Genomic DNA, 23,935 nt, shown 5'->3' with positions numbered 1-23,935 from the left:
TGGGCCTCGTTCTACCGCCGTCTCGTGGCGTCCTACGCCCCTTGCCGGGGATCGGCGGCGTCGCCGCCTTCGGGTCTTCTGGGCCGGCCAGCACCTGGGCGCGTTCCGCCGTGGGCGCTGGCCGGGGCCATCTCGGCGATCTTCGCCGCCAGCAATGGATCGGTCTCGGCCGCGAGGACCGCCCCGCGCACCCAGCGCGCGCTCGACATCCCCGCGCCATCAGCGAGCTTGGCCAGTCGGGCTGCGTGCTCGTCATCGATCTCGATCCTCATGAATCAATCATCTCGGAAGGCTTGATTTAATTCAAGGCGGCAGTCTAGAATAGAAGCACGCCGAGGCGGAGACGAGCCGCCTGATCGACACTGGTCGATCGACCCCGACTACGGGTGTCCGGCGTTTCGTGCTGTCCGGGCACCCCTGACCTGGAAGGCAGGCGTCCCATGGGCAAGATCGGATTCAAGCTCGCCGCGCTGCTCATCGCCATCGCGGGCATCTACCTCTTCGGTTTCGTCGCCGGCGGCTCGTTCGGCAGCGGCATGGCCGTCGACCAGTTCGAGGCCTGCCTGCCGGCGCAGTCCATTGCCGAGCTGGAGCCCTGCGCCGCAGGTGAGCGGCCGTGAACGCCCAGCGGTGGGAGAAGGAGCGCAGCGCCTGGCTGCTGGCGCGCTCCCGGCCCGGGACCTCGCGGCGTCGGCGCTCCGAGCTGCTGCAGCGGCGGGCGGCCCGCGCCGCGCGGCTGGCCCGCACCGGCGTCGCCGACTCGTCGCGGCACGAGGACATCACCCCACCGCTGTTCCGGCGCATGCTCGCGACCGACGAGGGCTCGGGAGAACGGCTGCTGCGCTTCATCGCAGTGCCCCTGCTCTACGCCCTCGCCTGGTTGGCCCTGGGGCCCGCCGCCCTGCTGGCAGCCGGCGTCTACTTCCTGCTCTGGCGCAGCGCACCGAGGCTCGGCCGGCTGTGGGCGTGGCCGTGGTTCGCCGCGGGCCTGCTCCTGCTGGGAGGCGGGGCCGCCGTCCACCAGTTGTCCGGGCTCGGGCCCGGCGCGTGGTTCGTCGCCTGGCCTCCGGCGCTGCACGTGCACCTTCCCGTCCTCGTTCCAACCTGGCTGTGGGTCCAATCCGGCCTGGGGCTGCTCCTGACCGGGATGCTGGTCCGCGAATCCGGGTGGGCGGCGGTGAAGCCGCGGTCCGGCATCGGCAAGGCCAGTGCGAAGAAGAATGCCGACGGAACGTTCACGAAGGTCGCGGACGAGGACCTGGTCGTCCTCGCGCCGTTCGCCGGCCACCGGAGCGGTCCGGAGGAAAGGTCCGGTCCTGGCGATGGAAGAGACGTCCCGGCGGCAGTACCCGAACACGAGGATCCACCGATGCCACCTGATCCGTCCGAGGACGAACCGGTCTTCGAGAACGAGGACGACTTCATCGTCTTCGAGGACGAGGGAGGAACGAGCCGTTGAATGGACGAACGCCGCAGAGAACCCGGCCGGCGCAGCGTCAGCCGGGGCGAGAGACGGGGAGGCGTCCGAGCCGAGCCGCACCGAGACGAATCGAGAACAGCGAAGGAGCGCAGTCCGATGAGTGAACAGAACGTCAACATCAAGATCGACCGGGGTCCAGACAACCACGCGTGGACCGTCCTCGGCACCCTGCTCGCCTGCGGGGCCGTCGGCATGGCGGCCTGGGCGATCTCCAACGCCGGGATGCTGGACCTGGCCGCGACTGGCCTGACCGTCTTCTTCTTCCAGATGGTGCAGATGATGGCCAAGGTCGGGCTCATCGTCCTGCCGGAGAAGAAGGGCGGCGACTTCGCCGCCACCTCGGGGAACATCAAGACCTTCCTGCGCGAGTTCCACGAGTTCCAGGCCAAGAGCCCGATCTGGCGGCTGGCTGCCATGGCCCTGGCCTACACGGTCGCCTTCATGGTCGCCCGCTGGGGGCTGAGCGTGGTGCTGGGCGTGTTCGACAACGTGTGGATCGCCGGGGCGGCCGCCGCGCTGGTCGCCTCGCTGATCGTGGCCCCCAACCTCTTCGGCGGGCTGGCCGCGAAGCTGAAGTCGAAGAGCGGCGTCCAGGTGAGGACCCAGGCTCCCTCGGCCGACGCCGAAGGGAACTGACGGAGCCGCTCGTTCTACTCCCCGGCCGCCGACCTGGCCATTCAGCCGAATCCCCTCCACGGAAAGGAATCCCCATCATGACCACGAACAAGACCATCGGCGCGGCTGCAGGCCTCGCCCTGGCGGCGCTCGCTCTCACCGGCTGCGTCGTCGTCGAAGCAGCGCCCAAGGACGAAGCCCCTGCGTCGTCCCCCGCGACCAGCGCCCCGGAGCCACGGAACAGCAGCGCTCCCAGCGGTGCCGAGGAGCACAGGAGCACCGAGCCCGCCGAGAGCGCCTCTCCTAAGGCCGCGCTCGTCGACCTGGCACCGGAGACCGGCACCGTCTACGTCGTCGCCAACCGCAGCGGCGGACTGCTCTCGCCGCCCAAGGTCGTCGGCCCCTGGCTGACCTACTGGCACGTCGACGGCGAGAAGATCACCTACCAGGAGGTCCTCTGCACCGGGCAGGTCGTCACCGAAGCGAGCGGCCGGCTGGGCGACGAGCAGGTCCTCTGGGACGGCGTCGACCCGTGGATCGGGGACGCCGACAGCGAGACCAGCTCCATGAAGAAGACGGAGTCGACGATCCGCGTCGGCTTCACCGAGACCGCGGGCACCGGCGTCGCGGCCGCCAAGGACGAGTTCACCGCGCTGTGCTCAGACGCCGGCGAGACCGTGGCCGACTTCGTCGTCGGCTGAGGGCAGATGCTCGGCAGGTTGACGATCACGCATTTGACCCAGTCGATGATCGTCCAATCGGGTATACCCCGAAGGACACAACGCAGATTGCCCGCAGCGACGTCCAACGAGGTCGGTTCTGCACGCATTCGACACAAGTGATGAGGAGGTCTAGAGATGGTTGGACACAAGGGACAGGTGGTCGGGTACGTGCGCGTCAGCGCCGCCGACCAGAACGACGCACGGCAGCTCGAAGCCATCGGAGAGGTCGATCGGCTGTTCGCCGAGAAGGCCTCAGGGAAGAGCGCCGGAGACCGGGAGCGGCTCCAGGAGATGATCGCCTACGTGCGCGACGGCGACGTGGTCCGGGTGAAGTCGCCCGACCGGCTGGCGCGGTCGACCCGGGACCTGCTCGGCCTCGTCGAGCAGTTGGAGGCCAAGGGCGTCGCCGTCGAGTTCGTGGACAACCCGGCGTTGAACACGAACACGCCGCAGGGAGAGTTCATGCTCACGATCCTCGCAGCCGTAGCCCAGTTGGAGCGCGCGACGATCCGGGAACGCCAGGCCGAGGGCATCGCCATCGCCAAGGCCAGGGGCGCGTACGAGCGCGAGCCGAAGCTCACCGACGGGCAGCTCTTCACTGCACGCGAGCTCATCGCCCGCGGCGTCCCCAAGGCCGTCGTGGCCCGGGAGCTCGGAGTCAGCCGGCAGACCGTGTACACCGCGCTGAACGGAGACGGCGCGTATTCCGAGGACTGAGGCAGGGCTGGGCTCCCTGGGCTTGGCCCTGCCTCTTATCAGTTCCCCGCGCCAGGGTGCTGGCATAGGATTGGACCCATGGACGTCGAGAAGATGAGCGCAGCGCTCCCCTGGATGCTGGAGTTGCCAGCAGCCGATCGGGAGACCTGCGCGAAGGAACTCACCGATGCGGCCGCGGCGGCATTGGCACACGGCGACCCCGGACTCGCGAACGCTGAGCTCATCTCGTGGCGCTAGACCGCGGCGGCCTTGGCCGACGGGCTGGGCAGCTCGCCCATAGAGTGGCTCGACGAAGCCATGCCCGTCGAGCGACCATAGTTCTGAATTCGAGTAACCGTCGAATCAACCTTTCGATCAGGACTTCAGCTCATCCACAGTCTGGATTACGCAACGGATCACATGCCACAGAAACTCGAATTCTCCAGCTATTGCAAACGGTACATTTTTTATGTGATCATGATTACATGAAATAGAAGCCCGCGAAAGTCGGGATCATTTTTCTTTAAGAGTTTCTTTAAAAGCACATTTCCGCCTGTTGGCAGTGGTGCGCTGTTTTTGCGTCAAGAGAGCTTCGGCTCTCTTTTTTTATGCCCAAAACTAGCTAAGGACGAATCCCTTGGATACTTCAGAATTCACAGATCGTCTCATCGTCGCCATCGACGATGCGCACACTCTCATCAACGGCGGTTCGATTGACACCGATGAATTGATCTTTGAAGGGCAGGAACTGGCCCGCGCATCCAGCCAAGGTACGGGCACCTGTGTTGAAGTGCACCGCCTCGCCGCCCTGATGATAATCGGCATCGCCAAAGCAAATTTCAGCGTCGAGCGGAGCACTGAGTGGCACACCTGTCTGAAATTATGCCAGCGCTCCCGTAACGACCTGCGGCGGTTGCAGCCCTACGATTGCGACGCGATTCGAATGCTGTGGGCGATCGGCCACAAGGCAGATGAGTTGGCATCCAGGGGTGTGCGAGCCAGGTCGCCACAGAAACTTGCGCGCCATACGGTGCGGCCATTGCAGAATCGGCCCTTCGAGGAAGCCCTGGCCGGGTACGGAGATCGGCCAGGAGAGCCGGAACATGTACCGGAAAGGACTATGGAGACCAAGACCGCTCGAATTCTGACTGGGCCCGATGCAGAAGGGCAGTATTTCAGCGCCGGCGAGTATTGGCCCAACACTGGAGCAAAGTAAAAACGAAAATGGAGACAGGTGGGCTGGTTCGGATTATGCCCGAACCAGCCCACCTGTCGGCAAAAATCCCGCGTTTTGAAGCAAGGGAACCGTCAGCTGTGGCTAGAAGGAACTCGGCGTCGGAGAGCCTTGCCATCGTCTACGACGCTGGCTGTTTCCGCAGGTTCTATTTGAGGTACTTAAACACGGTTTCGGCTGGATTGTCCTCGCTCGTGTCTTGGTCACCGATCAAGGTGTACCCATCCTGCGCAATGCGGACTTCGAGCAGGGTACCGATGTTCTGGAACAGCCGGCCAATGTGCTTCTCGTTGAGTGCTTTGCAGCTGAGGCTCCGCCAGGGATCTGGACCAAGTTTCTGACATTCTTCCACCGCGGGAACACAAATCTTGCAACGCTCATACTTTTCTTCGCTGGACGCGAGAGCCATCCGCGTCAAATACTCGGCACGGTAATACTTGGCCCGTACAGGACGTGAAGCTTCGAGGTCTGCTATTGATAGGTGTCGGTTTTGCGGCTGAGCGGCCCACTCGATCGATCCCACCTGTTCATGTCCAGCCTGGCCGCCGTTGACTTGATGGGCTATGGCCGGGCAATCCGTTCTATGCACCATCGCTGGGTGGCCAAGCTTGTAGTTGATAACAAATCGTTCCATGGTAACTATTGGGAGTCCTCGAATCGACCGATTAGGTCGTCCAGCATCGGGACGCTCTCCTTCGAACGAATATCCGTCATCCCCTGGCGATCTGCGTCGCGCACACGGTCGGCGAACTCCTGCCGATGCGCAGTCAGGACTTCTCCAACTAATTCCGGTTCATCCTCGTTGATCTCGATTGTGATGGTAGAAACGACCATGATGCACTCCTGAAAGTTGGATTTGGCTTCGTTTCCTCAACCTACCCCGGTCTATTGGATCAGCCATGGATCCCGCGATTGTGAACTGATAAGCGAGGAACTACGGAGCAGTGTGAATCGAGCTCACTAATGCCCCGGCCCATACTAACCAAAATTGAATATGCGCGAGATACATCACAAAGCAGTTCGGTCAACGCTGTATTCGTGCAGAATTTCATTTCACACTAATTTCAAATACTGATAGCTTAAAAATGCTCATCACTACTCACCATCAGGAAAGAGTTCCGACTTGGGAAAAATATCAGTAGCCAGCGAGAAGTTAAAACGCGGCGGGAAATTTAGTCTGATTACCTTATTGGTAATGTCCTTTGCAGTACTTATTCCTATCGCGCCGGCTCAGGCTGCGACATCGGCCATGAATTACGAGGCCCGTCTAAAGTACGGTGTCACTTCTCGCGAAGTTCATTCCAGCAAAAAGGGCAGCCTCAAGGTTTCCGCGTCAGTCTATAGTTGCGACAAGCGCGTTGGTTCGAGCTCAAGCATGAAAGCCACCATTAGGCTTGAACATATGAGCTTCGTTTGGCGCAACAAGGGCACCTTCACAGTCAGCTGCGGATCTTCGGGATCCAAGACCTTCAAGGACATGCCGAAGGGTTCATATCGCATTTACATTTCCAAGGTCGACGACGGCGGATATGTCACAGTTTCCGGGAAAATCACGTACCCATAAGTAAGGCGTCCAGTTTTGACTAGTGCACTTCGAGCTTTCGGTTGGCTCGTACCTTGGTTCCTCATTATCAGCATCATTGTTCTAGTTGCGATGATTGTAATCAACAGAGTTTCCAAAAGAGCTTCCAAGCGGCAGCTAAGTGGTGTCCTTGGATTATGGCTCTTGATCTGCTGGTATATCGGCGTCGTCATGATTACAGTCATCCCCGAAAGCGGTACTATTCGCGAACGCTTTGAGGATGATCCGCCAAACTACTCATTGATTCCCTTTGACGGCTGGGTTGACCAGTACGGGCTGAATCTAGTTGCAGTTCGAGAGTCATCGCTGAACGCCTTGCTCTTCGTACCTGGCATGATATTGACCTTATGGTTCACCCGGATGAGCACCAAGGCCGCATTCACCACTGTTGTCGGCTTCGGTATTCTCATTGAATTTACTCAACTGATCACAAATTGGGGACGGGCGCTCACCATTACCGACATGATTGTGTACGCTGTCGGTGCTGTGGTTGGCTGGTGCGCTTACGCATTGATCAAGCGCTCTGAAAGTAAGCCAGAGATGTCGAGTGCCATACGTGGCTAGATCAACAACTGATCACGCACGACGGCCAGCCCGAATCGCCTTCTGCTGCATCTAGTTCCTGAACCCGCTCCCGCTCGCAAGTCTAGAGCCGGGGCGGGTTTGCTTTTTTGTGCCAGATTCCGTCGATCCCGGATTTCAATAAACGCCGCACGTCGAAGTCGAACCGGCGCTCTCAAATTGAACGAACTTGAACTGATTCTGGAAACTACTGCATTCCCCGCAGAGATATCTGCAAACGGGAAACGCAGTTCCAAGGACCCTCACCTCTGCCTTTGGCCACCCGGGGCAGATCATCGTTGCACTCCCACAACACTGAATGCGTGCAGCCCACTTTCCCAATGCCAGCTCAGGGAATCGTGCCCCGGGCAGAACCGAGTGACTCGTGCACGCGCCGCCAGCTGGGCAAGTCCCGTCAACACTTCCAACGGCACGCATTCAATGCCCAAGGCCAGATTCCAGCCCTGTCCCAACAAGCGCTTACACCTCTCCCGCTAAGCACTTTGCCACACCCGAAATGCCTCCTGAGAGTCCATCCACGATTAACGTGTCGATAAACAATCTGCTTTCAGAGGTGCCGTGCCCGCAATGCTCGGTGTCGCCTGCACCCTGTAGTTTGCGGAGTTTCATCCAAAGGACCTCCAAGGGTTTCAATTGATATCGTCGACCACATCGTCTCGTTTTGCACTCTGGCACAGGTGCCCGCTTGGCAGGACTGCTGCTGAAGGTTACCGAAGAAAGATGCCGCGCAGGATAGTCGCGTGCTCGGTTGTAACTCGCTGCCAAAAGAACTATAGCCCCGGGAGTCCTGGCCACGAATGGCCCGAATAGTCACCGGGGCGTTACACCGTACAGTCTACGAAACACCGCTGAAACGGTCAAAGATGGTTACCAGCATTGACCAGCTACAGGGGCCGAGATCTCGGAGTCTCATTCAACGAATACGGCAACTCTCATTGGTCTTCTGCGCGACCAAGCTGCTCACGTAGTTGCGCTGCTTCCTCCTCGATCATGGCGAGCCGCCGCTCTGCCTTTCCGCGGGCGGCGGTGGCCCGTTTCTCTGCCGCCTTCTTCACGTCCGTCCTCGGCACCAACCACCCGATCCGCTGGTAACCGGTGATGCGCTGAGCGTACCGGCACACGAGGCACCGCCTCTCGGGCTCGGGCTTGGGCCAGCGCTGGTCGAGCATCCTGAGCGTGTGATCGCGCTCAGGTCCTTCCTCCGGCCAGGCTTCGTCGCCCAGGACCGACCAGAGCGCCTCGAACTCGCCGCGCATCTCCGACGCCCGCTGCTCGGAGACCAGCGTGGGCCCCTTCTCGGGCTTCCATTCGACGTTAGTCGGGACATGATCGTCGAAGTGCCCGCAGGCCAAGCGGACGCGCCAGAAGGCTGAGGAATGGGGTTCCGAGCGTCTCACAATGGCCCAGTACTCCGGATCCTCATCGTCAGGACATTCCTCGGGGTCGGCCGGGAACTCTTTGACACTGCTGTCGATCCATTCGACGATGTCCCGGTACACTTCCTCGACGTCGCCGTGGTCGTTCGAGCACCAGTACTCGCCGAGGGGCAGGGGGCGGCCCGAGAGCACGTCGTGCCAGGACCTGCTGTCCGGAAAATCGTCCTTCCCGTTGGTCAGCACCTCGCGGGTGCAGCCGCACTCGAGCTGGATGCGCCAACGGTGCATTTCCTCGGTCTTCGGCAAGATGACGGGCCACAGCGCCGAATGGTACCTTCGCTTCAGTTCCGCCACGGATTCCTCGCAATCCGCCATCACCTGCGCACGAGGCCGCGCACGTCCCGCGACACGCGTCAGCAAAGTGCCGGCGGAAGAAGCATCCTGGCCGTCTTTAGGCTCGTTCATGATTCCCCCTCGACACCTTGTGATTCGCTGGTCCGCGACCTGTCGCCCGTCTCGATCAGATCTAGGAGCGAGATGTCCAGGGCATCGGCTGCGGCGACGGCTTCGTCGAGTCTCGGAGCCCGAGTGCCCTCTTCGAATCGCTGCACCAGCGTCGGCTCGATGGGGCCGCCGAGGAACAGCGTGATCCTGCGCGACAGATCGGCTCTCGAAACGCCGGCTCTCCGCCGCACCTCGCGCAGGCGCTGCGCGAAGACATCGCTGGGCAACTGCCTCATGGTCATGCTCCTCTCGTAGTCCGAGGCCGCGGCGCTTGTACCTATGGCTGAGGGAACGCCGTGCCGCTGGACTGTTGGAATTCATTCAGCCCCCGGTACGCATTCGTGATCGAAGTCATCGCACTCGCGTCCAATAGTTCGACGATGTGACTCATAGTCCGTGGATCTATTGTCATCGTAGCGAAAACGTGGACGTATGGATATTCCCGAGCATCGCCGTGCGTTCGGCGAGCGGGTCAAGCAGCTGCGAAAAGAGAAGGGCTGGACCTCCCAGGAAGCCTTCGCGCACCACATTGACCTGGACAGGACCTACGTCAGCGGCGTCGAGCGCGGCGTGCGGAACCCCACTCTTGACGTCATCGTGAAGTTCGCCAGGGGCCTGGGCGTGAAGCCTGCCGAGCTGCTGTCCACGCTCGACTGACCGCACGTGGAAATAGATTTCGACCGGCGGGAAGGGAAGGCAGCAAGCCCGGTATATTCGGTGCATGACATCACAAGGGACTACTGCCAAACCCGACGAATACTGGGTGTATCGCCTTCGAGATGCGAGCCCCTCCGAACGGGTTCTGATCAATTCCGTCGACTGCACGAAGTCAAAACCCAAGTTGCTGGTGACATTCGATGATGGACGCCAGGAAACGGTCCCAGGCAACCGGATCCGCGTCCCGTGGGCCGACGTTGCTGCCTATGATCGCCTTCAAGAAGCATGGTCTAGGATCCGTCGGGAGGATTCACTGGATGACGTGGAACGCGACTGCATCAATCAGGTCTTCGATCTGCTTGTCCCAACGGAAGTAGCAGAACTTGGCTGGCGGCCAGTCAATGACACAACGAATGTTAAAGACCAGGAAATATTCAGCACCATGTTGGGTCTGGATCTCGGCAAGTACGCTGAGCACTACTCCTCAGTACATGTCGACGGTGCATTAGTCCTGTCCCCACTGGCTTCGGCAGCCATCGCCGAGCGCATCTGCGGAATCAATCCAACGCCGATACTCGACGTGGTGTTCAAGGAAGAAGAAGAATCGTGGCTCAAGTGCAAGTACGGTAGCCAGAAGAAGCCGATCCTCGACATTGACGACGGATGGCGATCGCCAGAAGAAGAATACGACTGGTACCTGAAGTACGACCGCCCACGGCATGAACTCCTGCGCCAGTGGTGTGGGTACCGAGCGATGACGTCCCACGAACGGATGAAGGCTGCCGAAGCAGAAACCCATCGACTCGAATTGCTGCTGGAAGAGACGTTCAAGCGACTCGAACCGCACATGCCTCAGCTAGAAGTCGACCTACTTCGAATTAACAGTAATAAAGAGCGCATCACCCCGTACAACGTGCGACCGCGTCCAGATCGCCCACTGTCACCTTCTGAGATTCCTGAAAGGATCGTGTATCGCACGCGCCGTCAGTGGTGGTAAGCCCCGGATGGAAAACGGTAACACTACTGGTTCATCACTGGTTCCTGTTCAATCCGTGGTTTCTGGTGTCCAACGCCCGTTTGAAGTGGCTCTCAGACTCATCGACCCTCACTCACGGCATGGCCTCCGACGAGTTAGTGTCTCTGAACCTTTGCCTTAGATCGAAGAGAGGCAAGCAAGCGCCCAAGCAGCCATGCACTAACGATATGGCAAACTTAAGCCCAGCCAACCGACCTTGCTTCGCACCTTCGGTCTGCCTGCGGCGCGCCCTCTACCTTGAAGTACTAAGATGTCCCTTGTGCTCGCTATCCTGAGATGGAGCTGAAAATTGCAGACGGAGGCGCGTTTCTCGCGCGAAGGAGTACGAAATATGGCGCGACGGGCCGCAAAGGCGAAGCCAACGAAGACACTCGAACAGACTCTGTGGGATGCCGCAGACAAGCTCCGCGGCAACCAGGAGCCCAGCGAGTACAAGCACGTCGTGCTGGGACTGGTGTTCCTCAAGTACGTCTCCGACCGGTTCGAGGAGCGCCGCGAGCAGCTCAAAGAAGAGCTGGCCGCCGAGGGCATCAAGCCCGAGCGGATCGAGTCGTTCCTGGAGGATCGGGACGAGTACGCGAGCCAGAACGTCTTCTGGGTACCATCCCTCGCGCGATGGGGCTACGTGCAGTCCGTGGCGAAGCAGCCTGAGATCGGCCAGCAAATCGACCAAGCGATGGATCTCATTGAGAAGGAGAACCCCTCCCTGCGTGGTGTCCTCCCACGCAACTACGGCCGGGACGGGCTCGACAAACGCCGCCTCGGTGAGCTGGTCGATCTCATCGGATCGATCGGCTTCACCGAGACCGACGATCACGGCGCAGACGACGTGCTCGGTCGTGTGTACGAGTACTTCCTTGGCCAGTTCGCAGGTAAAGAGACCGGCAAGGACGCCGGGGCCTTCTACACGCCGCGCTCCGTAGTCAAGACACTTGTCGAGATGTTGGAGCCCTACAAGGGCCGCGTCTACGACCCCGCCGCGGGCTCGGGCGGCATGTTCGTCCAGTCGGCAGAGTTCGTGAAGGCCCACGGCGGCAAGCGCACCGACATCTCCGTGTATGGCCAGGAGTTCACCGACACAACGTGGAAGCTCGCAAAGATGAACCTCGCGCTGCGGGGCATCGAAGCTGACATGGGCTCGCACTCGGCGGACTCGTTCACCGAGGATTTGCATCAGGATCTCCGCGCTGACTACGTGATCGCGAACCCGCCGTTCAACGTCTCTGACTGGTGGGATGCGAAGCTCGCCGACGATCCCCGATGGAAGTACGGGACGCCGCCGAAAGGCAACGCGAACTTCGCGTGGGTCCAGCACTTCATCCACCATCTCGCCCCCAACGGCACGGCGGGCTTCGTGCTCGCCAACGGGTCGTTGTCCTCGAAGAGCAGCGGTGAAGGCGAGATCCGTCGCAAGCTCGTCGAGGCAGGGTTGGTCGACTGCATCGTCGCCATGCCAGACAAGCTGTTCTTCAACACCGGCATCCCGGTCGCTCTGTGGTTCGTCTCGAAGGGACGTGCTGGGAACGGGCACCGCGAGCGGCGTGACGAGGTGCTGTTCATCGACGCGCGCAAGCTCGGCCGGATGGAGTCACGCAAGCTCCGTGTGCTCGACGATGACGACGTCGAGAAGATCGCAGGCACATACCACCAGTGGCGCAACCACGACGGCGAGTACGAAAACGTGGCGGGGTTTGCGAAGGCCGCGAAGATCGATGAGATCGAAAAGCATGACTTCGTGCTAACACCCGGACGGTACGTGGGCGCTGCGGAAGCGGAGATCGACAATGAACCGATCGATGAAAAGATTGAACGCCTCACGACAGAGCTGTTCGCTGAGTTCGAGCGTGGGCGCGAGCTTGAGAATGAGGTTCGCCGGCGGCTCAGTGGGTTGCAACTGTGACGCGCATAGCTGATGTCGTCGAGCTGACCTTCGGCTTCGCATTCAAGAGCGCAGAATTCGCTGACGGACCAGACGATGTCCGTCTCTTACGGGGCGATAACGTCGCGCAGGGGAATCTAAAGTGGGCCGGAGCGAAGAGGTTCCCCCTAGATCGAGTCAATGAAGTCGATCGATACTTATTGTCGCCTGGCGATGTTGTTATAGCGATGGATCGTCCCTGGATTGGTGCTGGGTTGAAGTACGCGGTTGTCCGCAAACACGATCTCCCCTCGCTCCTCGTCCAACGGGTTGCGCGCCTCCGGACGAAGAGCGATTCTCTCGACCAAGGATTCTTAGGCGTGGTCATCGGTAGCGCGGCTTTCACTAACTATGTGATCGGCGTTCAGACCGGTTCTGCTGTGCCCCATATCAGCGGCGGTCAGATCGGAGATTTTGAGTTCACTTTGCCACCGATCCGAGAGCAGCGCGCGATTGCCGCGACGCTCGGCGCGCTTGACGATAAGATCGAGTCGAACCGGAGGCTCATAGAGCTGATCCCGAGCCTCGTTCGTGCGCGCGTTGACGTGGCTATCGCTGACGAGTCAGTAACGATACCCGTCTCAGACCTCGCGACCTTCACCAACGGCGGCGCGTACACGAAGGGGGCAACAGGGACGGGCCGCATGGTGATCCGGATTGCGGAGCTCAACTCCGGCCCCGGCGGCTCAACTGTGTACAACGACATCGAAGTCCCCGATAACAAGACCGCGCGGGCTGGCGATATTTTGATGGCATGGTCCGGGTCGTTGGGGGTGTACCGCTGGTATAGGGATGAGGCGATCATCAACCAGCACATCTTCAAAGTCGATCCTGACGGGTATCCAGCATGGTTGGTGTTCGATCGACTCGAGGCGGTCATGCCGGTGTTCCGGGCGCTCGCCGCCGATAAGGCGACGACGATGGGACACATCCAGAGAGGGCATCTCACATCAACGACGGCTTCACTGCCGACTACCGCCGCGATCGCCCGCCTCGACGAGGAAATCGCACCGCTCTGGGAACGCCTGCTCCTAGCCGAACGAGAGAACCAGCGGCTCTCGCGACTGCGCGACGCCCTGTTGCCAGAATTGCTCTCCGGTCGGCTACGTACACCAGCTGAGGCGTCATGAGTAGATCAATCTTGAGTTCCACGGATCTTCGTATCGTTGAGCAAGTCCTCGATATGGGTAGTGGCTACGTACTCGACTTCAGTAACCGTACTTTCGCGGAGTTCTTTGCTGATCTCGATGTTGAGATTGATCCGGAAGAGACAGGTCTCTCGAAAGCCAAGCGCTTACGGGCTTTCCTCCGTTCTGCGTCAACGGCAGAATGTGCGCGTGTTCTCCATGCACTTCTCGAATACAGAGGCGAGCAAGACGGAGACGATCAACGTGCCTCGATCGACAAGTATCGCGGGATCGTCTCGCGACTGGAAGGCGTAGCCGTTCCACTGAACGCCGCGCCAGTCGCCCCGAATATCCTCACCCTGGCATATGTCCGTGAGCTGTCCGATAAGGCGGAACGCCGGCTCGCAGCCGCAGATCTCGAAGGGGCGATCACGGTGTCGCGCACCTTGGTTGAGGCGGTACTGGAGCAGCTGGAGATTCGTTTGACGGGCCAGAGCGGGAACTATGCCGGAGACCTTCAACGTCAGTACAAGGCGGTCGCGAAGATTCTTCGGATCGATGACAAGGACGACCAGGTCGACGAAGGGTTCAAGCAGATCGCACGAGGCCTGGTCCAGATCGTCAACGGTCTGGCAGCGATCCGAAACATGGCGAGTGACGGGCATGCGCGTCATGTGCAGCCACAGGATCGACATGCCCGAGTGGCGGTGAACTCGGCGAAGACTGTCGCGAGTTTCCTCGTCGAAGTCTATCTGGCGAAGCGCACTGGACCAACGTCGCCTGCCACAGTGAGGAGTGCCGGATGAGCACCTTCAACGAGAACGTCATCGAGCAGGCCACTCTGGAATACTTCGCCGAGCTGGGTTACCGACGTATGCATGGCCCTGACATCGCGCCAGGAGAGCCTGGCGCTGAGCGGGAGTCGTACGAGGACGTCGTGTTGTGGGGGCGTGTGCGTGATGCGCTTCGGCGGATTAATCGTGGTGCGGACGCCGCGCTGGTCGCAGAGGCTGTGAAGACGGTTCAGCGTGCCGAGTCACAGAGCCCTATCGACGAGAACGCTCGCCTGCATAAGCTCATCACGGAGGGCGTACCGGTCGAGCATCGCGGCGACGATGGTCTGCTGCGCACAACGCGCTTGTGGCTCGTGGACTTCGACGAGCCGGAGAACAACGACTGGGTGGCTGTCAACCAGTTCACGATCGTCGAGAACGGTAAGAACCGCCGCCCCGACGTACTCGTGATGGTCAATGGGCTCCCGTTGGCTCTGCTGGAGCTGAAGAACCCCGCTGCGGAGCACGCAACGCTGAAGTCGGCGTGGAACCAGGTGCAGACGTACCGACATGACATTCCGTCGGTGTTCGTACCGAACGCGGTGACGGTGATCTCCGACGGAACCTCGGCGGCGATGAGCAGCTACTCGGGTGCGTTCGAGCACTACGCGCCGTGGAAGACCATCGAAGGTCGTGAGGTTGTTAGCAACCAGCCAGCCCTTGAGGTTCTCATCAAGGGTGTGTTCGAGCCGAAGCGGTTCCTGGACCTGCTGAAGAACTTTGTCGTGTTCAGTGACGAGACGGTCACCGACAAGTCGACGGGGCAGCCGACCCGGGTGCTCGTGAAACGTGTGGCGAAGTACCACCAGTACTGGGCGGTCAACGCTGCCGTAGAGTCCACAGTGCAAGCGTCAAGTCCTGATGGGGACCGTCGTGGCGGCGTGGTGTGGCACACCCAGGGCTCCGGCAAGAGCTTCGAGATGGTGTTCTACGCTGCGAAGATTATGCGCGACCCGCGCATGGTGAACCCGACGCTGGTGTTCATCACCGATCGCAACGATCTCGACGATCAGCTGTTCGGCGAGACATTCGCCCCGGCCCGCATTCTGCCGGAGACGCCGGTCCAGGCGGCAACGCGTTCGGATCTGCGAGCGAAGCTGAAGCGCGCGTCGGGTGGGATCGTGTTCACCACCTTGCAGAAGTTCGCGCCGGGCGAGGACGGGGACACCAACCCCGTGCTCACTGACCGTCGGAATGTCATCGTGATCGCCGACGAGGCGCACAGGAGTCAGTACGGCTTCAGTGAGACGCTCGACCGCCACGGTCGACTCAAGTCCGGGCTGGCCAAGCACATGCGCGACGCGCTCCCTGGTGCCACGTACCTCGGTTTCACCGGCACTCCGATCGAGTCGAACGACAAGTCCACCCGGGCTGTGTTCGGCGACTACGTCGACGTGTACGACCTCACAAGGGCAGTGGAGGATGGCGCGACTGTCCGGATCTTCTACGAGTCCAGGTTGGCGAAGATCGACCTGTCGGAAGCTGACCTCGCTGCCCTCGACGACCTTGCCGATGAGATCACCGAGTCCGTCGAGGAAGACACAGCAACAGCTGCGAAGTCACGTTGGTCGCGGCTTGAGGCGGTCGTCGGAGCGGAGGCACGACTTGACCTCGTAGCCCGCGACATCGTGGAGCACTGGGAGAAGCGCCGGGAGTCTCTGTTCGGCAAGGGCATGATCGTGACCATGAGTCGCCGGATCGCCGTGCGGCTGTACGAGAAGATCGTCGCACTGCGGCCCGACTGGCACTCGGATGACCCGGCGCAGGGCAAGATCAAGGTCGTCATGACCGGGTCAGCATCTGATCCTGCTGATTTCCAGTCGCACATCCACTCGAAGGACGTGCGCAAGGACCTCAAGCTGCGGGCGAAGAACGCGGACGACCCGCTGGAACTGGTCATCGTTCGCGATATGTGGCTGACCGGATTCGATGCCCCGTCGATGCACACGATGTACGTCGACAAGACCATGCAGGGCGCGGGACTCATGCAGGCCATCGCTCGGGTCAACAGGACGTTCCGCGACAAGCCCGGCGGTCTAATCGTCGACTACATCGGAGTGTTCGCGAACCTCCAGAACGCGCTGAGCGAATACTCGCCGTCCGATCGCGACCAGGCTGGCGTGCCAATCGACGAGATGGTCCAGGTGATGCTGGAGAAGCACGACATCGTGCGCGGACTTCTCCACGGAGTCCAGTTCGACTCGTCCCCGGAGCTGACAGCCTCCAAGCGGTTGAACGAGTACGCGAAGGTCCTCGACTTTGTCATGGCGGACCCAGACCGGACCTCGCGGTTCAATGACCAGGTGCTGGCTCTGGCGAAGGCGTTCGCGCTGGCGGGCGCGCGTGATGAGGCAGCCGCGATCCGGAACGATGTCCGGCTGTTCACGGACGTCCGAGCAGCTATCCTGAAGATCCAGAACCCCGACTCTGGCCGAGGCGGTTCGGGCGCGGTCGAGATCGATACAGCGCTCGGTCAGCTTCTCAATGAGGCGGTCACTGCAGATCAGGTCGTGGACGTGTACAAGCTCGCCGGGATCGAGACGCCTGAGATCTCGATTCTCAGCGATGAGTTCCTCGATTCGCTTGCGGAGAAGGACAAGCCAAACCTTCAGATGGGGCTGCTGCGGCGTCTCCTGAACGACCAGATCCGTACGGTGCAGCGAACGAACGTCGTCCAGGGGCGCAAGTACTCGGAGATGCTCGATGAGGCCGTGAATCGCTACACGAACCGGTCGTTGACGACCGCTGAAATCATCGCCGAGCTGGTGAAGCTCGCGAAGCAGATGCGCGACGCTCAGAGGCGGCACGAGGAGCTCGGACTGCGCGAAGACGAGGTCGCTTTCTATGACGCGGTCGTGCAGAACGACTCTGCGGTGATGGAGCTGGGCGACGAGACACTCAAGGCGATCGCTCAAGAGCTCGTGAAGTCTGTCAGGCAATCAGCAACGATCGACTGGAACCTGAAGGAGTCTGTGCTGGCTGCGATGCGCTCCAAGGTCCGTCGCATCCTCGCCAAGTACGACTATCCACCTGATGCGGAGGCTAAGGCAATCGAGCTGGTGCTGGAGCAAGCGGAATTGTTCGCTGGCGGAGTGTCAGGGTAGGAGGTGTGTGGATGTCGATCAAAGTAATGCTGGGCTATTCAGCGCGCAATGGTCGTGCTGGAGGCGTGCTTTGCGTTCGTCCCTCACTCACGTCATCGAGGAGGAATCTATGGGCCGTCGCGTCCTAACCGTGTCGGAGCTGACGTTCCACCAGAAGTTCAAGCGGAACGCTGCTAGCTTCGCGCCCGCCGACCTCGACGGTGAAGACCTTCTGGATGTCTTCGCGTCGTGGGCTGAGGGGTTGACAACCGCTGACACACACAATGAGAAGCGGCAAACCTGGGTGAGCGTTGCGGAAGTGGTGCGTTACGCACCTCGCGTGATCATGCTCGACTTGCGGGTGGGAGCCTACGGAGAGCCCGGGGATCTCGTTGATATCAGTACCGGCGACCCTGTCGGCCAGATCGAAGATCACCAGGCACCCACCGGAGAGAACCGGGCGATGCTGTTCGTGCCGGAGCTTGGGGAACGAGCGCACTTTCTCTCCGAGGAGTCTTCGCGGGGTTCGGCAGGCGGCAGAATCTTGAGTCTGTTCAAGAAGTATTTTAGCCAATACACCGATCAGATCACCATGGTCACTGCCCCGGTCACCGAGGGCGAGACATGGCGAGAGGCAGCCAAACTCACAGAGGTCGAGGTGCGCGTTACCGGCAAGAGCGCGGACGTGGCGGACGGCCTGACGGTCAAGGTCGGGCGGGTGTCGCACGTCGCGCGGCCGGAGAGACGCGGGTTCTTCCCAGGCAAGCTCCTAGGAGAACTGCACCATGCAAGCGTGGCGGCCGAGGTAGTCGCAGTCGAAGAGTTGCCCGAGGATCACGACGTTTTCGTGACGATGGTGCGGGACGGACGGGCAAAGAAGTTCCAGCTGGGCTCAGAGGGAGCACCCGCAATCCGCGAAGTGCTCAACGACTCCAACGAGGCGGCTCTTGACGTCGACCAGCTGATGGAGACGTGCACCGAGAAGGTACGCGACCTGCTTGCACGGACTGGCGGCGAATGGGACGCGGCATGGAGCCGGCCGCCACAGCAAGGGAGTTGACGAGATGGGCAAAGCGTCCCTGTGGAACGTGCCTGCCGATCACTTCCGCACGCTCTACGACAACCGCACGGGGCGTCCCGACTGGTGGGCCATCACCTGGCAAGCACTCCTTCCCCTCGGTGCTGGTGCGGCCGCCTGGAAGCTCGGGGCGAAGATGGTCGAGGTCGGTGCTGCCGTTTCGGGCATCTCGATCGTGGCCGGGCTACTCTTCGCCATGGCCGTATTCCTGTTCCAGCTGCGCGTCACCCTGGGCACGGACAAGAGGCTCGGAGACGACGATTACGTGCTCGTCGACGAGTGCATGGCGAACACTCTGTGGGCCATCCTCTGGGGTCTCGCCCTGGCGCTCTTCCTCATCGTCGGTGATGCCGGGAAGTGGATCGGGGACTACCAGATAGGACCCGTCCTGACGGGCATGGCCGTGGCCGCAACTGTGCACTTTCTCCTCGTGATCGGTATGTGCCTCAAGCGGTTGCGCAGGGCATACGAGCGCATCGCGATGCGTCGCAGTTGATGCCCAGCGCACGACTGACGTAGACGTCCCTAGCCTTCGCAGGCGCATATCGCCTCGCGGATTGCCACCCCTCATGACTCGCACAACGAATCCCCACGAACTGCATAGCCCAACTAGGACTGCGATGAACTCTACATCTTGAAGGGTGGTCGGTACTTATGTTCCAGGTAGGTGTTGAGAGGTTAACCGCGACGGAAATCGTCGACAATGATTCGTCGCAAAACCAGTATGGAGTAGGTTTCAGATAGGATCCCCGCCGAACAGCTATGAGGCCCGTTCGAAACACTTACCTAGCAACTTTTCGGCACTGGCACATAGCCTGGTTACTCCAAATGCATTACTGCAATGACCAGTGATCATCGTCATTCGAATAGAAAACTACTTTGAGAGTAGTTTTGCAGCTCGTGACGGAGAATTTACCCAGATCTCTTCAACAGAAGGATCATCCAATAAGGGTTGCAGCGCTCCGAACCCGGCCACATTATCGAATACTGAACGTTGGGCAGCCTCTAGCGATCCAAGTGAAGGCACGGCGCCAAGCAATGCGCGTTCGTCGTAGTCGCGAATGACCTCTTCAATAAGTGATCGGATCATCGCTGGCTGCTTTGCCGGGTCCAATCCACGCCGGCGAACCAGCTCGCGTACTTCGTCTTCGACAATGGACAGCGCATCCACGACTGACTCCTTTGGCTTCCCTACTGGAGGATCCCGATCTCGGGGACTATCGGCGAGCGCGTCGTCGGTGCAGCATACCTATTCGTATGACAAGGGATGCTATCTGCAGCAGAGACCGCTTTCAAGAGGTTCCCGAAGTTGTGGATAGTTCTTGGTACTTTCTCCACACCAAGATTCTTATCTTCCAGCGCCGCCCTCAATGCTGGTTTAGATGGGAACGACAACATTCCATTACATTCAGGAGACCTCATGGTCCGCTATGAATTACTTCTGATTTCCCGAAAATTCCAGCATCCGCGGCAATTCGAACTTGTCATGTCCGGACGAATATCGGGCGAGCAGCTCGCCGCACTGCTGCAGCAGCATTTCCCGGGACAACGATGGTATTCGGGAATAACGCGGATAGAAGAGTTGGGGATCTTGCATGCGTCTGAACGTCTTCTGCTCAATGAATTGCCCCAACCTGTTCGCGCCACAAGCACCACAGCTTCGTGCCTCAAGTTATATGTAGTTCGCGGCCCCGACGCTGGTGCCTGGATTCCGCTCACAAAGGGAGAACATGTCATCGGCAGAACCGCCCCATTATGGTTAGAAGATCCGCTGGTGTCCCGGGTTCACGCGAAGTTATTCGTGACAACCCGGAGCTTGCGCCTGGTAGCCTGCTCTGAGCAGCAACTTGTCATGCCAGATGGCAGCCGCTGCGAGTCCGTGGAATTGGAACACGGATCGCGCTTCTTTCTGGGCAACACTGAATTCGCTGTCGGCGATCCATTAACCGCCCAATCCGGTCAATTGGTAACCCCCGAACAATTGGAAATCCAAGTACCTTCCAAGCCCGAGCTGTCCCGCTTAATTGCTCTGGTCCTCGCAGCATTCGTTCCGATCATCTCCGGCGTCTTGCTTGCCTTGGTTACCGGTTCGACGCTCTTTCTGATCTTGAGTGGCGTTTCGGCCCTTATGGGTATGGTGCCTGCCGGTCAACTGTTCGTGGAGCGTCGCGAATGGAAAAGGGAAATGGAAGTGCAACGAGCTTCCGCCATTATCGCGAGAAGTAAATATTCTCCGGCTCTCGGAGAATCGTTCGTAGCCGGACTGGATTCCGCTTCTTTGGGACTGTCGCATGCCCGGATACCACCACTGGTTTGGGGCGAGGGACTGTGGTCTCCGCAGGACACCTCTCGTTCTGATCCCACGGGGATCCGCAAAGTATTTCGTAGCCTCAGGAAGACGAAGTCGGACGCGCCCTGGTTCGGTCCAGTATTTTTCCCGAGTACCCCGAGCGTCTGGCAGCTGAATTCTGCACAAGGGCAAAGCGCTGGGGCTATTCTGGCCGCAGTACTTGCACGCTATCTCCCGGCCATACATTCCGGCCAGATACGGCTCGTGCTCGATCCCAGTGTCAGGTGTCTTCCGGCGTCGCTGCTTTTGATGAGCAACGTTTCCGTGGCCCACCTGTCGATTCCCGAAGAATCGAGCTTCACCAGGAAAGAGGAAACCAACCTGGCGACGTTGTACGTCACTGCCCAGGAACCTCAACCTATTTCCGGCGCCCTGGTGCTGGGCGTTTCACCGGTGCTGGCCGAATCCGTGGAGAATTGGATTGTTCCAAGCCCCGTGTCCTCGCGTTTGCCCGACGAACGCTTAGTGCTGCAGAACCTAAGCACGCTGAGCCTTTCGCGGTTCGACAGGATGGTGCAGCAGTATGTGCAGCTGCAAAAGCAGGCAATAACCAAGAACGCAGAATCCATTGCATCCCCATCACTAGCCGTACGGGCACATCTGGGCCTCGATGAACAGCAAGAGGACGTGTTCCTTGATCTTCATGTGGATGGTCCGCATGTACTGATTTGCGGCACTACAGGGTCAGGCAAGTCAGAAGCGCTCAGGCGCCTGATTGCTGATTTTGCCCGGAACTACCCGCCGACTCAGCTTGCCTTCGCACTTATTGATTTCAAGGGTGGAGCTGGACTAGGCGTCTATGCAGGTTTGCCCCATGTCCAGCTCTTCGCAAGCGACCTCGATGAGGCAGCGGCTCAGCGCACGTTGGAACAACTAGAACATGAGGTGCGGCGGCGCGAGGAGCTTCTGGCAGCACAAGGCTGCAGCGACATTGCGGAATATCAAGATCTCGACGAATCAGGCCCGATTCTGCCTCGCTTGCTGGTAGTCATTGACGAATTCCGTGTTTTCGTCGAAACGCTTCCTCAAGCCAGCGCCAGAATTGATCGTTTAGCTGCGGTGGGTCGAGCTCTAGGAATCCATCTGATTCTCAGCACGCAGCGTCCGGCTGGCGCTTTGACGGGACAAACCAAGGCGAACTTGAACACGACAATCGCATTGAGGGTAAACGACCCGGGTGAGTCCGTGGAACTGGTGGGCTCCACCGAGGCGTCCAAACTCCTCCACCCCGGACAGGCGATCATCAAGGGCGCTTCCAAGCCCACTAGGAACATGCAATTCCAGCTGGCCATCGAGCCGCCACTGCACGGCGAACTATTCGAGCGGAATCGTCAAGATCTCAGCCTTCGTCCGTTGTGCCGATTCGAAAAGAGCATCGCGTCAGTCGCTGGAGATCGCTTGCAAAACCATGCAGCAGAACTTTCCTCACAGTGGTCCACTTCGGAGCTCCCGGTATCTGGTTTTGCTCCAGCGTTGCCTCGGCCAGCAGAACCAACGCACTCGCCAGATACGTGGGATGGGAAGGAACGAGGAACGATTTACTGCGGCGTTGCAGATAATCTGCATTTGGCCCGGCTTGAACCTTTGATTCTTGACCCTGCCCGTTCACGATCAACATTGATCTGCGGCTTGCCAGAAGCCGGTGCCCGAACCCTGTTCGCTTCCCTCGCCCGTTCGCCCAGAAAAATACTTTGCTTCGGTCCGTCGCCGATCCCGGATGCCACTGAAAACGTCAAGGTTGTCACGGGTGAGGATCCCTATGGCTTTTTCGATGCTGTCGACTTCCTGGAATCCATGCCCAGTGATCCAGCATTGATCATTCTCGTTCATTCACTGGCCCAGTTGCAGTCCAATATCCACCCGCAACATTTCCAACGCCTGGACGAAGCACTCGGTACGCTATTGCGTTTCGGCGGCCCGCAATCGCCTATGGTGATTTGTTCAGTTGACCGCGACCAAAACGCGTTGAGGTCCACCGGTCTTTGTACAGAGCAATGGTTCTTCCCATTCAACGCTACCGAGTCATTAAAGATGATGTGGCCCAAGATCCCGGCCTGTTCGCTTTTGCCGGGTCGAGGGGTCAAGCTGAGTTCGGGGCATCCTCCGCAGGTCTTCCAACTCACCGAAGTTCAATTAGCTGAAATCCCGGGAAGCACCTGGCCCGAAGTGCCTTCGGCTTGGCAGATGCCTTCAGGTTCTGCCCTTCAACCGGCAAACTTTCTGGGATACTCGCCCTTCGATGGTGAGGCGGTCCCTCGACCAGCAGGTCCGATGGTTGTTGTGCTGTGCCCCGATACGCAACAGCGCCGGCAGCTGACTGCCGTACTCGCTGTGCGTTGGAACTCCCCGCATATTTGCGGCCTACCGGACTTTGAACGGTTCGTACGTTCTCTCGAGGACGGCTCGTACCGTGTTCGGCAGGACTTGCTTTGCCTCTTCCTCGAAACCACCAATGACTCTCGGTTGCCACCGCTCTTGAACGCTCTGAATTCGAGGGGAATCGGTGTCGCGCTATTCGTTCCGCCGTCCAGCAGGATGGCCTTCGACCTGGGATTGAGCGCCAACGGGTTCGATGATCGCCAGGTAGTCGCTGTCGAAGCCCATCATCCGCAAGATCTTCAACCGATGAATTGGCAGCCAATCCATCAGGTGCCTCATCAAGGAGCCAAAGACTATTGGTGCGCGGTCATCTCCAAACGAGGCAAACCGCGGATGATTCATATTCCGTACGAATTATCTGCTGGCAATTCAGCGGTTTGGCCGGTCTCCGAGGAATGCGGTGGTCTTCGGCGCGAAGAGCATCACCACAGTGGTTCCGGCGACCACGATGGAAAGTACCGCCGCGGCCGTCACCATCGGGATATTGGAGCTCAGGAATGAAACAGAGAGGATGAGCTGGAATAGTTGCCAAACGACAATCGGAGCACGAGTGAACGCTTTTCCCTTGAAGAAGTTGACAGCTACCGAGCCTTGCCAAACGGCAAGAAGCAAGCACAGGGCCAGCATGAATAACTGCCCGCCCATATTGACTCTTCCGTTGGTGTCGAGGTTCAACATGTAGC

At 59.8% G+C, this 23,935-nt stretch carries 23 protein-coding genes and 1 pseudogene; 18 read left to right on the top strand and 6 right to left on the bottom strand.

What is annotated here, in order from left to right; translation table 11 throughout:
* Positions 1–32: 32 nt before the first annotated feature.
* Positions 33–272 carry a hypothetical protein gene (locus ACIP6G_RS13540; RefSeq protein ID WP_400290688.1) on the bottom strand — a complete coding sequence of 80 codons (240 nt, stop codon included), beginning with the start codon at positions 270–272 and terminating at the stop codon, positions 33–35.
* Between the two features lie 168 nt (positions 273–440).
* Between ACIP6G_RS13540 and ACIP6G_RS13535 the strand changes: the two genes are divergently transcribed.
* The 7 genes from ACIP6G_RS13535 (at position 441) to ACIP6G_RS13505 (ending at position 4,729) form a co-directional block, all read left to right on the top strand.
* A complete protein-coding gene (locus ACIP6G_RS13535) occupies positions 441–620 on the top strand; it encodes a hypothetical protein (protein WP_400290686.1) in 180 nt (59 codons plus the stop codon).
* Positions 617–1,459 carry a hypothetical protein gene (locus tag ACIP6G_RS13530; RefSeq protein ID WP_400290684.1) on the top strand — a complete coding sequence of 281 codons (843 nt, stop codon included), beginning with the start codon at positions 617–619 and terminating at the stop codon, positions 1,457–1,459. The genes ACIP6G_RS13535 and ACIP6G_RS13530 overlap by 4 nt, the downstream gene beginning before the upstream one ends.
* A gap of 117 nt (positions 1,460–1,576) precedes the next feature.
* Entirely contained in the window at positions 1,577–2,116 is a 540-nt protein-coding gene (locus ACIP6G_RS13525) for a hypothetical protein (RefSeq protein WP_400290682.1), read from the top strand.
* A gap of 77 nt (positions 2,117–2,193) precedes the next feature.
* Complete coding sequence (locus ACIP6G_RS13520; RefSeq protein ID WP_400290681.1) at positions 2,194–2,796, top strand: hypothetical protein; 603 nt, start codon at positions 2,194–2,196, stop codon at positions 2,794–2,796.
* Between the two features lie 156 nt (positions 2,797–2,952).
* A complete protein-coding gene (locus tag ACIP6G_RS13515) occupies positions 2,953–3,534 on the top strand; it encodes a recombinase family protein (protein ID WP_400290680.1) in 582 nt (193 codons plus the stop codon).
* A gap of 78 nt (positions 3,535–3,612) precedes the next feature.
* Positions 3,613–3,771, top strand: a complete 159-nt coding sequence (locus tag ACIP6G_RS13510) for a hypothetical protein (RefSeq protein ID WP_400290678.1) — start codon at positions 3,613–3,615, stop codon at positions 3,769–3,771.
* 379 nt (positions 3,772–4,150) lie between these two features.
* Positions 4,151–4,729 (top strand): hypothetical protein, encoded by a 579-nt coding sequence (locus ACIP6G_RS13505; RefSeq protein WP_400290677.1) that lies wholly within the window; start codon positions 4,151–4,153, stop codon positions 4,727–4,729.
* Between the two features lie 166 nt (positions 4,730–4,895).
* On the opposite strand, the gene ACIP6G_RS13500 is transcribed toward ACIP6G_RS13505, so the two are convergent.
* On the bottom strand, positions 4,896–5,381 hold the full coding sequence (locus ACIP6G_RS13500) for a hypothetical protein (protein WP_400290676.1): 486 nt from the start codon (positions 5,379–5,381) through the stop codon (positions 4,896–4,898).
* A 5-nt stretch (positions 5,382–5,386) separates the two neighbouring features.
* Positions 5,387–5,581 carry a hypothetical protein gene (locus tag ACIP6G_RS13495; protein ID WP_400290674.1) on the bottom strand — a complete coding sequence of 65 codons (195 nt, stop codon included), beginning with the start codon at positions 5,579–5,581 and terminating at the stop codon, positions 5,387–5,389.
* Between the two features lie 568 nt (positions 5,582–6,149).
* Between ACIP6G_RS13495 and ACIP6G_RS13490 the strand changes: the two genes are divergently transcribed.
* Positions 6,150–6,311 (top strand): hypothetical protein, encoded by a 162-nt coding sequence (locus tag ACIP6G_RS13490; protein ID WP_172512272.1) that lies wholly within the window; start codon positions 6,150–6,152, stop codon positions 6,309–6,311.
* Positions 6,312–6,326: 15 nt separating this feature from the next.
* Positions 6,327–6,893 carry a VanZ family protein gene (locus ACIP6G_RS13485; protein WP_400290671.1) on the top strand — a complete coding sequence of 189 codons (567 nt, stop codon included), beginning with the start codon at positions 6,327–6,329 and terminating at the stop codon, positions 6,891–6,893.
* Positions 6,894–7,843: 950 nt separating this feature from the next.
* Here ACIP6G_RS13485 and ACIP6G_RS13480 read toward each other — a convergent pair.
* Both ACIP6G_RS13480 and ACIP6G_RS13475 read right to left on the bottom strand, forming a co-directional pair.
* On the bottom strand, positions 7,844–8,752 hold the full coding sequence (locus ACIP6G_RS13480) for a hypothetical protein (protein ID WP_400290670.1): 909 nt from the start codon (positions 8,750–8,752) through the stop codon (positions 7,844–7,846).
* Positions 8,749–9,027: a helix-turn-helix domain-containing protein gene (locus ACIP6G_RS13475; RefSeq protein ID WP_400290669.1), complete on the bottom strand. Its 279-nt coding sequence runs from the start codon at positions 9,025–9,027 to the stop codon at positions 8,749–8,751. The genes ACIP6G_RS13480 and ACIP6G_RS13475 overlap by 4 nt, the downstream gene beginning before the upstream one ends.
* Positions 9,028–9,223: 196 nt before the next feature.
* Here ACIP6G_RS13475 and ACIP6G_RS13470 point away from each other — a divergent pair, with 196 nt between their 5' ends.
* The 8 genes from ACIP6G_RS13470 to ACIP6G_RS13435 all read left to right on the top strand — a co-directional run bounded on the left by ACIP6G_RS13470 (position 9,224) and on the right by ACIP6G_RS13435 (position 19,019).
* On the top strand, positions 9,224–9,448 hold the full coding sequence (locus ACIP6G_RS13470; RefSeq protein WP_400290667.1) for a helix-turn-helix domain-containing protein: 225 nt from the start codon (positions 9,224–9,226) through the stop codon (positions 9,446–9,448).
* 64 nt (positions 9,449–9,512) lie between these two features.
* Positions 9,513–10,445, top strand: a complete 933-nt coding sequence (locus ACIP6G_RS13465; protein ID WP_400290666.1) for a hypothetical protein — start codon at positions 9,513–9,515, stop codon at positions 10,443–10,445.
* 370 nt (positions 10,446–10,815) lie between these two features.
* The gene (locus ACIP6G_RS13460) at positions 10,816–12,384 is read left to right on the top strand and encodes a type I restriction-modification system subunit M (RefSeq protein ID WP_400290665.1); all 1,569 of its coding nucleotides are present in this window, start codon (positions 10,816–10,818) and stop codon (positions 12,382–12,384) included.
* The gene (locus tag ACIP6G_RS13455) at positions 12,381–13,532 is read left to right on the top strand and encodes a restriction endonuclease subunit S (RefSeq protein ID WP_400290662.1); all 1,152 of its coding nucleotides are present in this window, start codon (positions 12,381–12,383) and stop codon (positions 13,530–13,532) included. Before ACIP6G_RS13460 ends, ACIP6G_RS13455 begins: the two co-directional genes overlap by 4 nt.
* Positions 13,529–14,335 carry an abortive infection family protein gene (locus tag ACIP6G_RS13450; protein ID WP_400290660.1) on the top strand — a complete coding sequence of 269 codons (807 nt, stop codon included), beginning with the start codon at positions 13,529–13,531 and terminating at the stop codon, positions 14,333–14,335. The genes ACIP6G_RS13455 and ACIP6G_RS13450 overlap by 4 nt, the downstream gene beginning before the upstream one ends.
* Positions 14,332–17,466, top strand: coding sequence for a type I restriction endonuclease subunit R (locus tag ACIP6G_RS13445; protein WP_400290658.1), 3,135 nt, complete (start codon positions 14,332–14,334; stop codon positions 17,464–17,466). The genes ACIP6G_RS13450 and ACIP6G_RS13445 overlap by 4 nt, the downstream gene beginning before the upstream one ends.
* A gap of 109 nt (positions 17,467–17,575) precedes the next feature.
* Positions 17,576–18,505, top strand: a complete 930-nt coding sequence (locus tag ACIP6G_RS13440; RefSeq protein WP_400290656.1) for a hypothetical protein — start codon at positions 17,576–17,578, stop codon at positions 18,503–18,505.
* Positions 18,506–18,509: 4 nt separating this feature from the next.
* A complete protein-coding gene (locus tag ACIP6G_RS13435) occupies positions 18,510–19,019 on the top strand; it encodes a hypothetical protein (protein ID WP_400290654.1) in 510 nt (169 codons plus the stop codon).
* A gap of 405 nt (positions 19,020–19,424) precedes the next feature.
* On the opposite strand, the pseudogene ACIP6G_RS13430 reads toward ACIP6G_RS13435, so the two are convergent.
* Positions 19,425–19,694 (bottom strand): annotated as a pseudogene (locus ACIP6G_RS13430) (CpaF family protein); the annotation flags it as partial.
* A gap of 249 nt (positions 19,695–19,943) precedes the next feature.
* On the opposite strand from ACIP6G_RS13430, the gene ACIP6G_RS13425 reads away from it, so the two are divergent.
* Entirely contained in the window at positions 19,944–23,753 is a 3,810-nt protein-coding gene (locus ACIP6G_RS13425) for an FtsK/SpoIIIE domain-containing protein (protein ID WP_400290652.1), read from the top strand.
* The last annotated feature ends 182 nt before the right edge of the window (positions 23,754–23,935 follow it).

This window comes from Glutamicibacter sp. NPDC088483 (assembly GCF_044753145.1).
In the GTDB taxonomy this organism is placed as follows: domain Bacteria; phylum Actinomycetota; class Actinomycetes; order Actinomycetales; family Micrococcaceae; genus Glutamicibacter.
The sequence above is the reverse complement of the archived record's forward strand: the minus strand, read 5'-3'. Positions and strand labels throughout refer to the sequence as shown.

Excerpts from the sequence above, each read along its gene's own strand:
- ACIP6G_RS13540 (WP_400290688.1), bottom strand. The coding sequence starts at position 272 with ATGAGGATCGAGATCGATGACGAGCACGCAGCCCGACTGGCCAAGCTC.
- ACIP6G_RS13535 (WP_400290686.1), top strand. The coding sequence starts at position 441 with ATGGGCAAGATCGGATTCAAGCTCGCCGCGCTGCTCATCGCCATCGCG.
- ACIP6G_RS13525 (WP_400290682.1), top strand. The coding sequence starts at position 1,577 with ATGAGTGAACAGAACGTCAACATCAAGATCGACCGGGGTCCAGACAAC.
- ACIP6G_RS13520 (WP_400290681.1), top strand. The coding sequence starts at position 2,194 with ATGACCACGAACAAGACCATCGGCGCGGCTGCAGGCCTCGCCCTGGCG.
- ACIP6G_RS13515 (WP_400290680.1), top strand. The coding sequence starts at position 2,953 with ATGGTTGGACACAAGGGACAGGTGGTCGGGTACGTGCGCGTCAGCGCC.
- ACIP6G_RS13510 (WP_400290678.1), top strand. The coding sequence starts at position 3,613 with ATGGACGTCGAGAAGATGAGCGCAGCGCTCCCCTGGATGCTGGAGTTG.
- ACIP6G_RS13500 (WP_400290676.1), bottom strand. The coding sequence starts at position 5,381 with ATGGAACGATTTGTTATCAACTACAAGCTTGGCCACCCAGCGATGGTG.
- ACIP6G_RS13495 (WP_400290674.1), bottom strand. The coding sequence starts at position 5,581 with ATGGTCGTTTCTACCATCACAATCGAGATCAACGAGGATGAACCGGAA.
- ACIP6G_RS13490 (WP_172512272.1), top strand. The coding sequence starts at position 6,150 with ATGAGCTTCGTTTGGCGCAACAAGGGCACCTTCACAGTCAGCTGCGGA.
- ACIP6G_RS13480 (WP_400290670.1), bottom strand. The coding sequence starts at position 8,752 with ATGAACGAGCCTAAAGACGGCCAGGATGCTTCTTCCGCCGGCACTTTG.
- ACIP6G_RS13475 (WP_400290669.1), bottom strand. The coding sequence starts at position 9,027 with ATGAGGCAGTTGCCCAGCGATGTCTTCGCGCAGCGCCTGCGCGAGGTG.
- ACIP6G_RS13470 (WP_400290667.1), top strand. The coding sequence starts at position 9,224 with ATGGATATTCCCGAGCATCGCCGTGCGTTCGGCGAGCGGGTCAAGCAG.
- ACIP6G_RS13465 (WP_400290666.1), top strand. The coding sequence starts at position 9,513 with ATGACATCACAAGGGACTACTGCCAAACCCGACGAATACTGGGTGTAT.
- ACIP6G_RS13460 (WP_400290665.1), top strand. The coding sequence starts at position 10,816 with ATGGCGCGACGGGCCGCAAAGGCGAAGCCAACGAAGACACTCGAACAG.
- ACIP6G_RS13450 (WP_400290660.1), top strand. The coding sequence starts at position 13,529 with ATGAGTAGATCAATCTTGAGTTCCACGGATCTTCGTATCGTTGAGCAA.
- ACIP6G_RS13445 (WP_400290658.1), top strand. The coding sequence starts at position 14,332 with ATGAGCACCTTCAACGAGAACGTCATCGAGCAGGCCACTCTGGAATAC.
- ACIP6G_RS13440 (WP_400290656.1), top strand. The coding sequence starts at position 17,576 with ATGGGCCGTCGCGTCCTAACCGTGTCGGAGCTGACGTTCCACCAGAAG.
- ACIP6G_RS13435 (WP_400290654.1), top strand. The coding sequence starts at position 18,510 with ATGGGCAAAGCGTCCCTGTGGAACGTGCCTGCCGATCACTTCCGCACG.
- ACIP6G_RS13425 (WP_400290652.1), top strand. The coding sequence starts at position 19,944 with ATGGTCCGCTATGAATTACTTCTGATTTCCCGAAAATTCCAGCATCCG.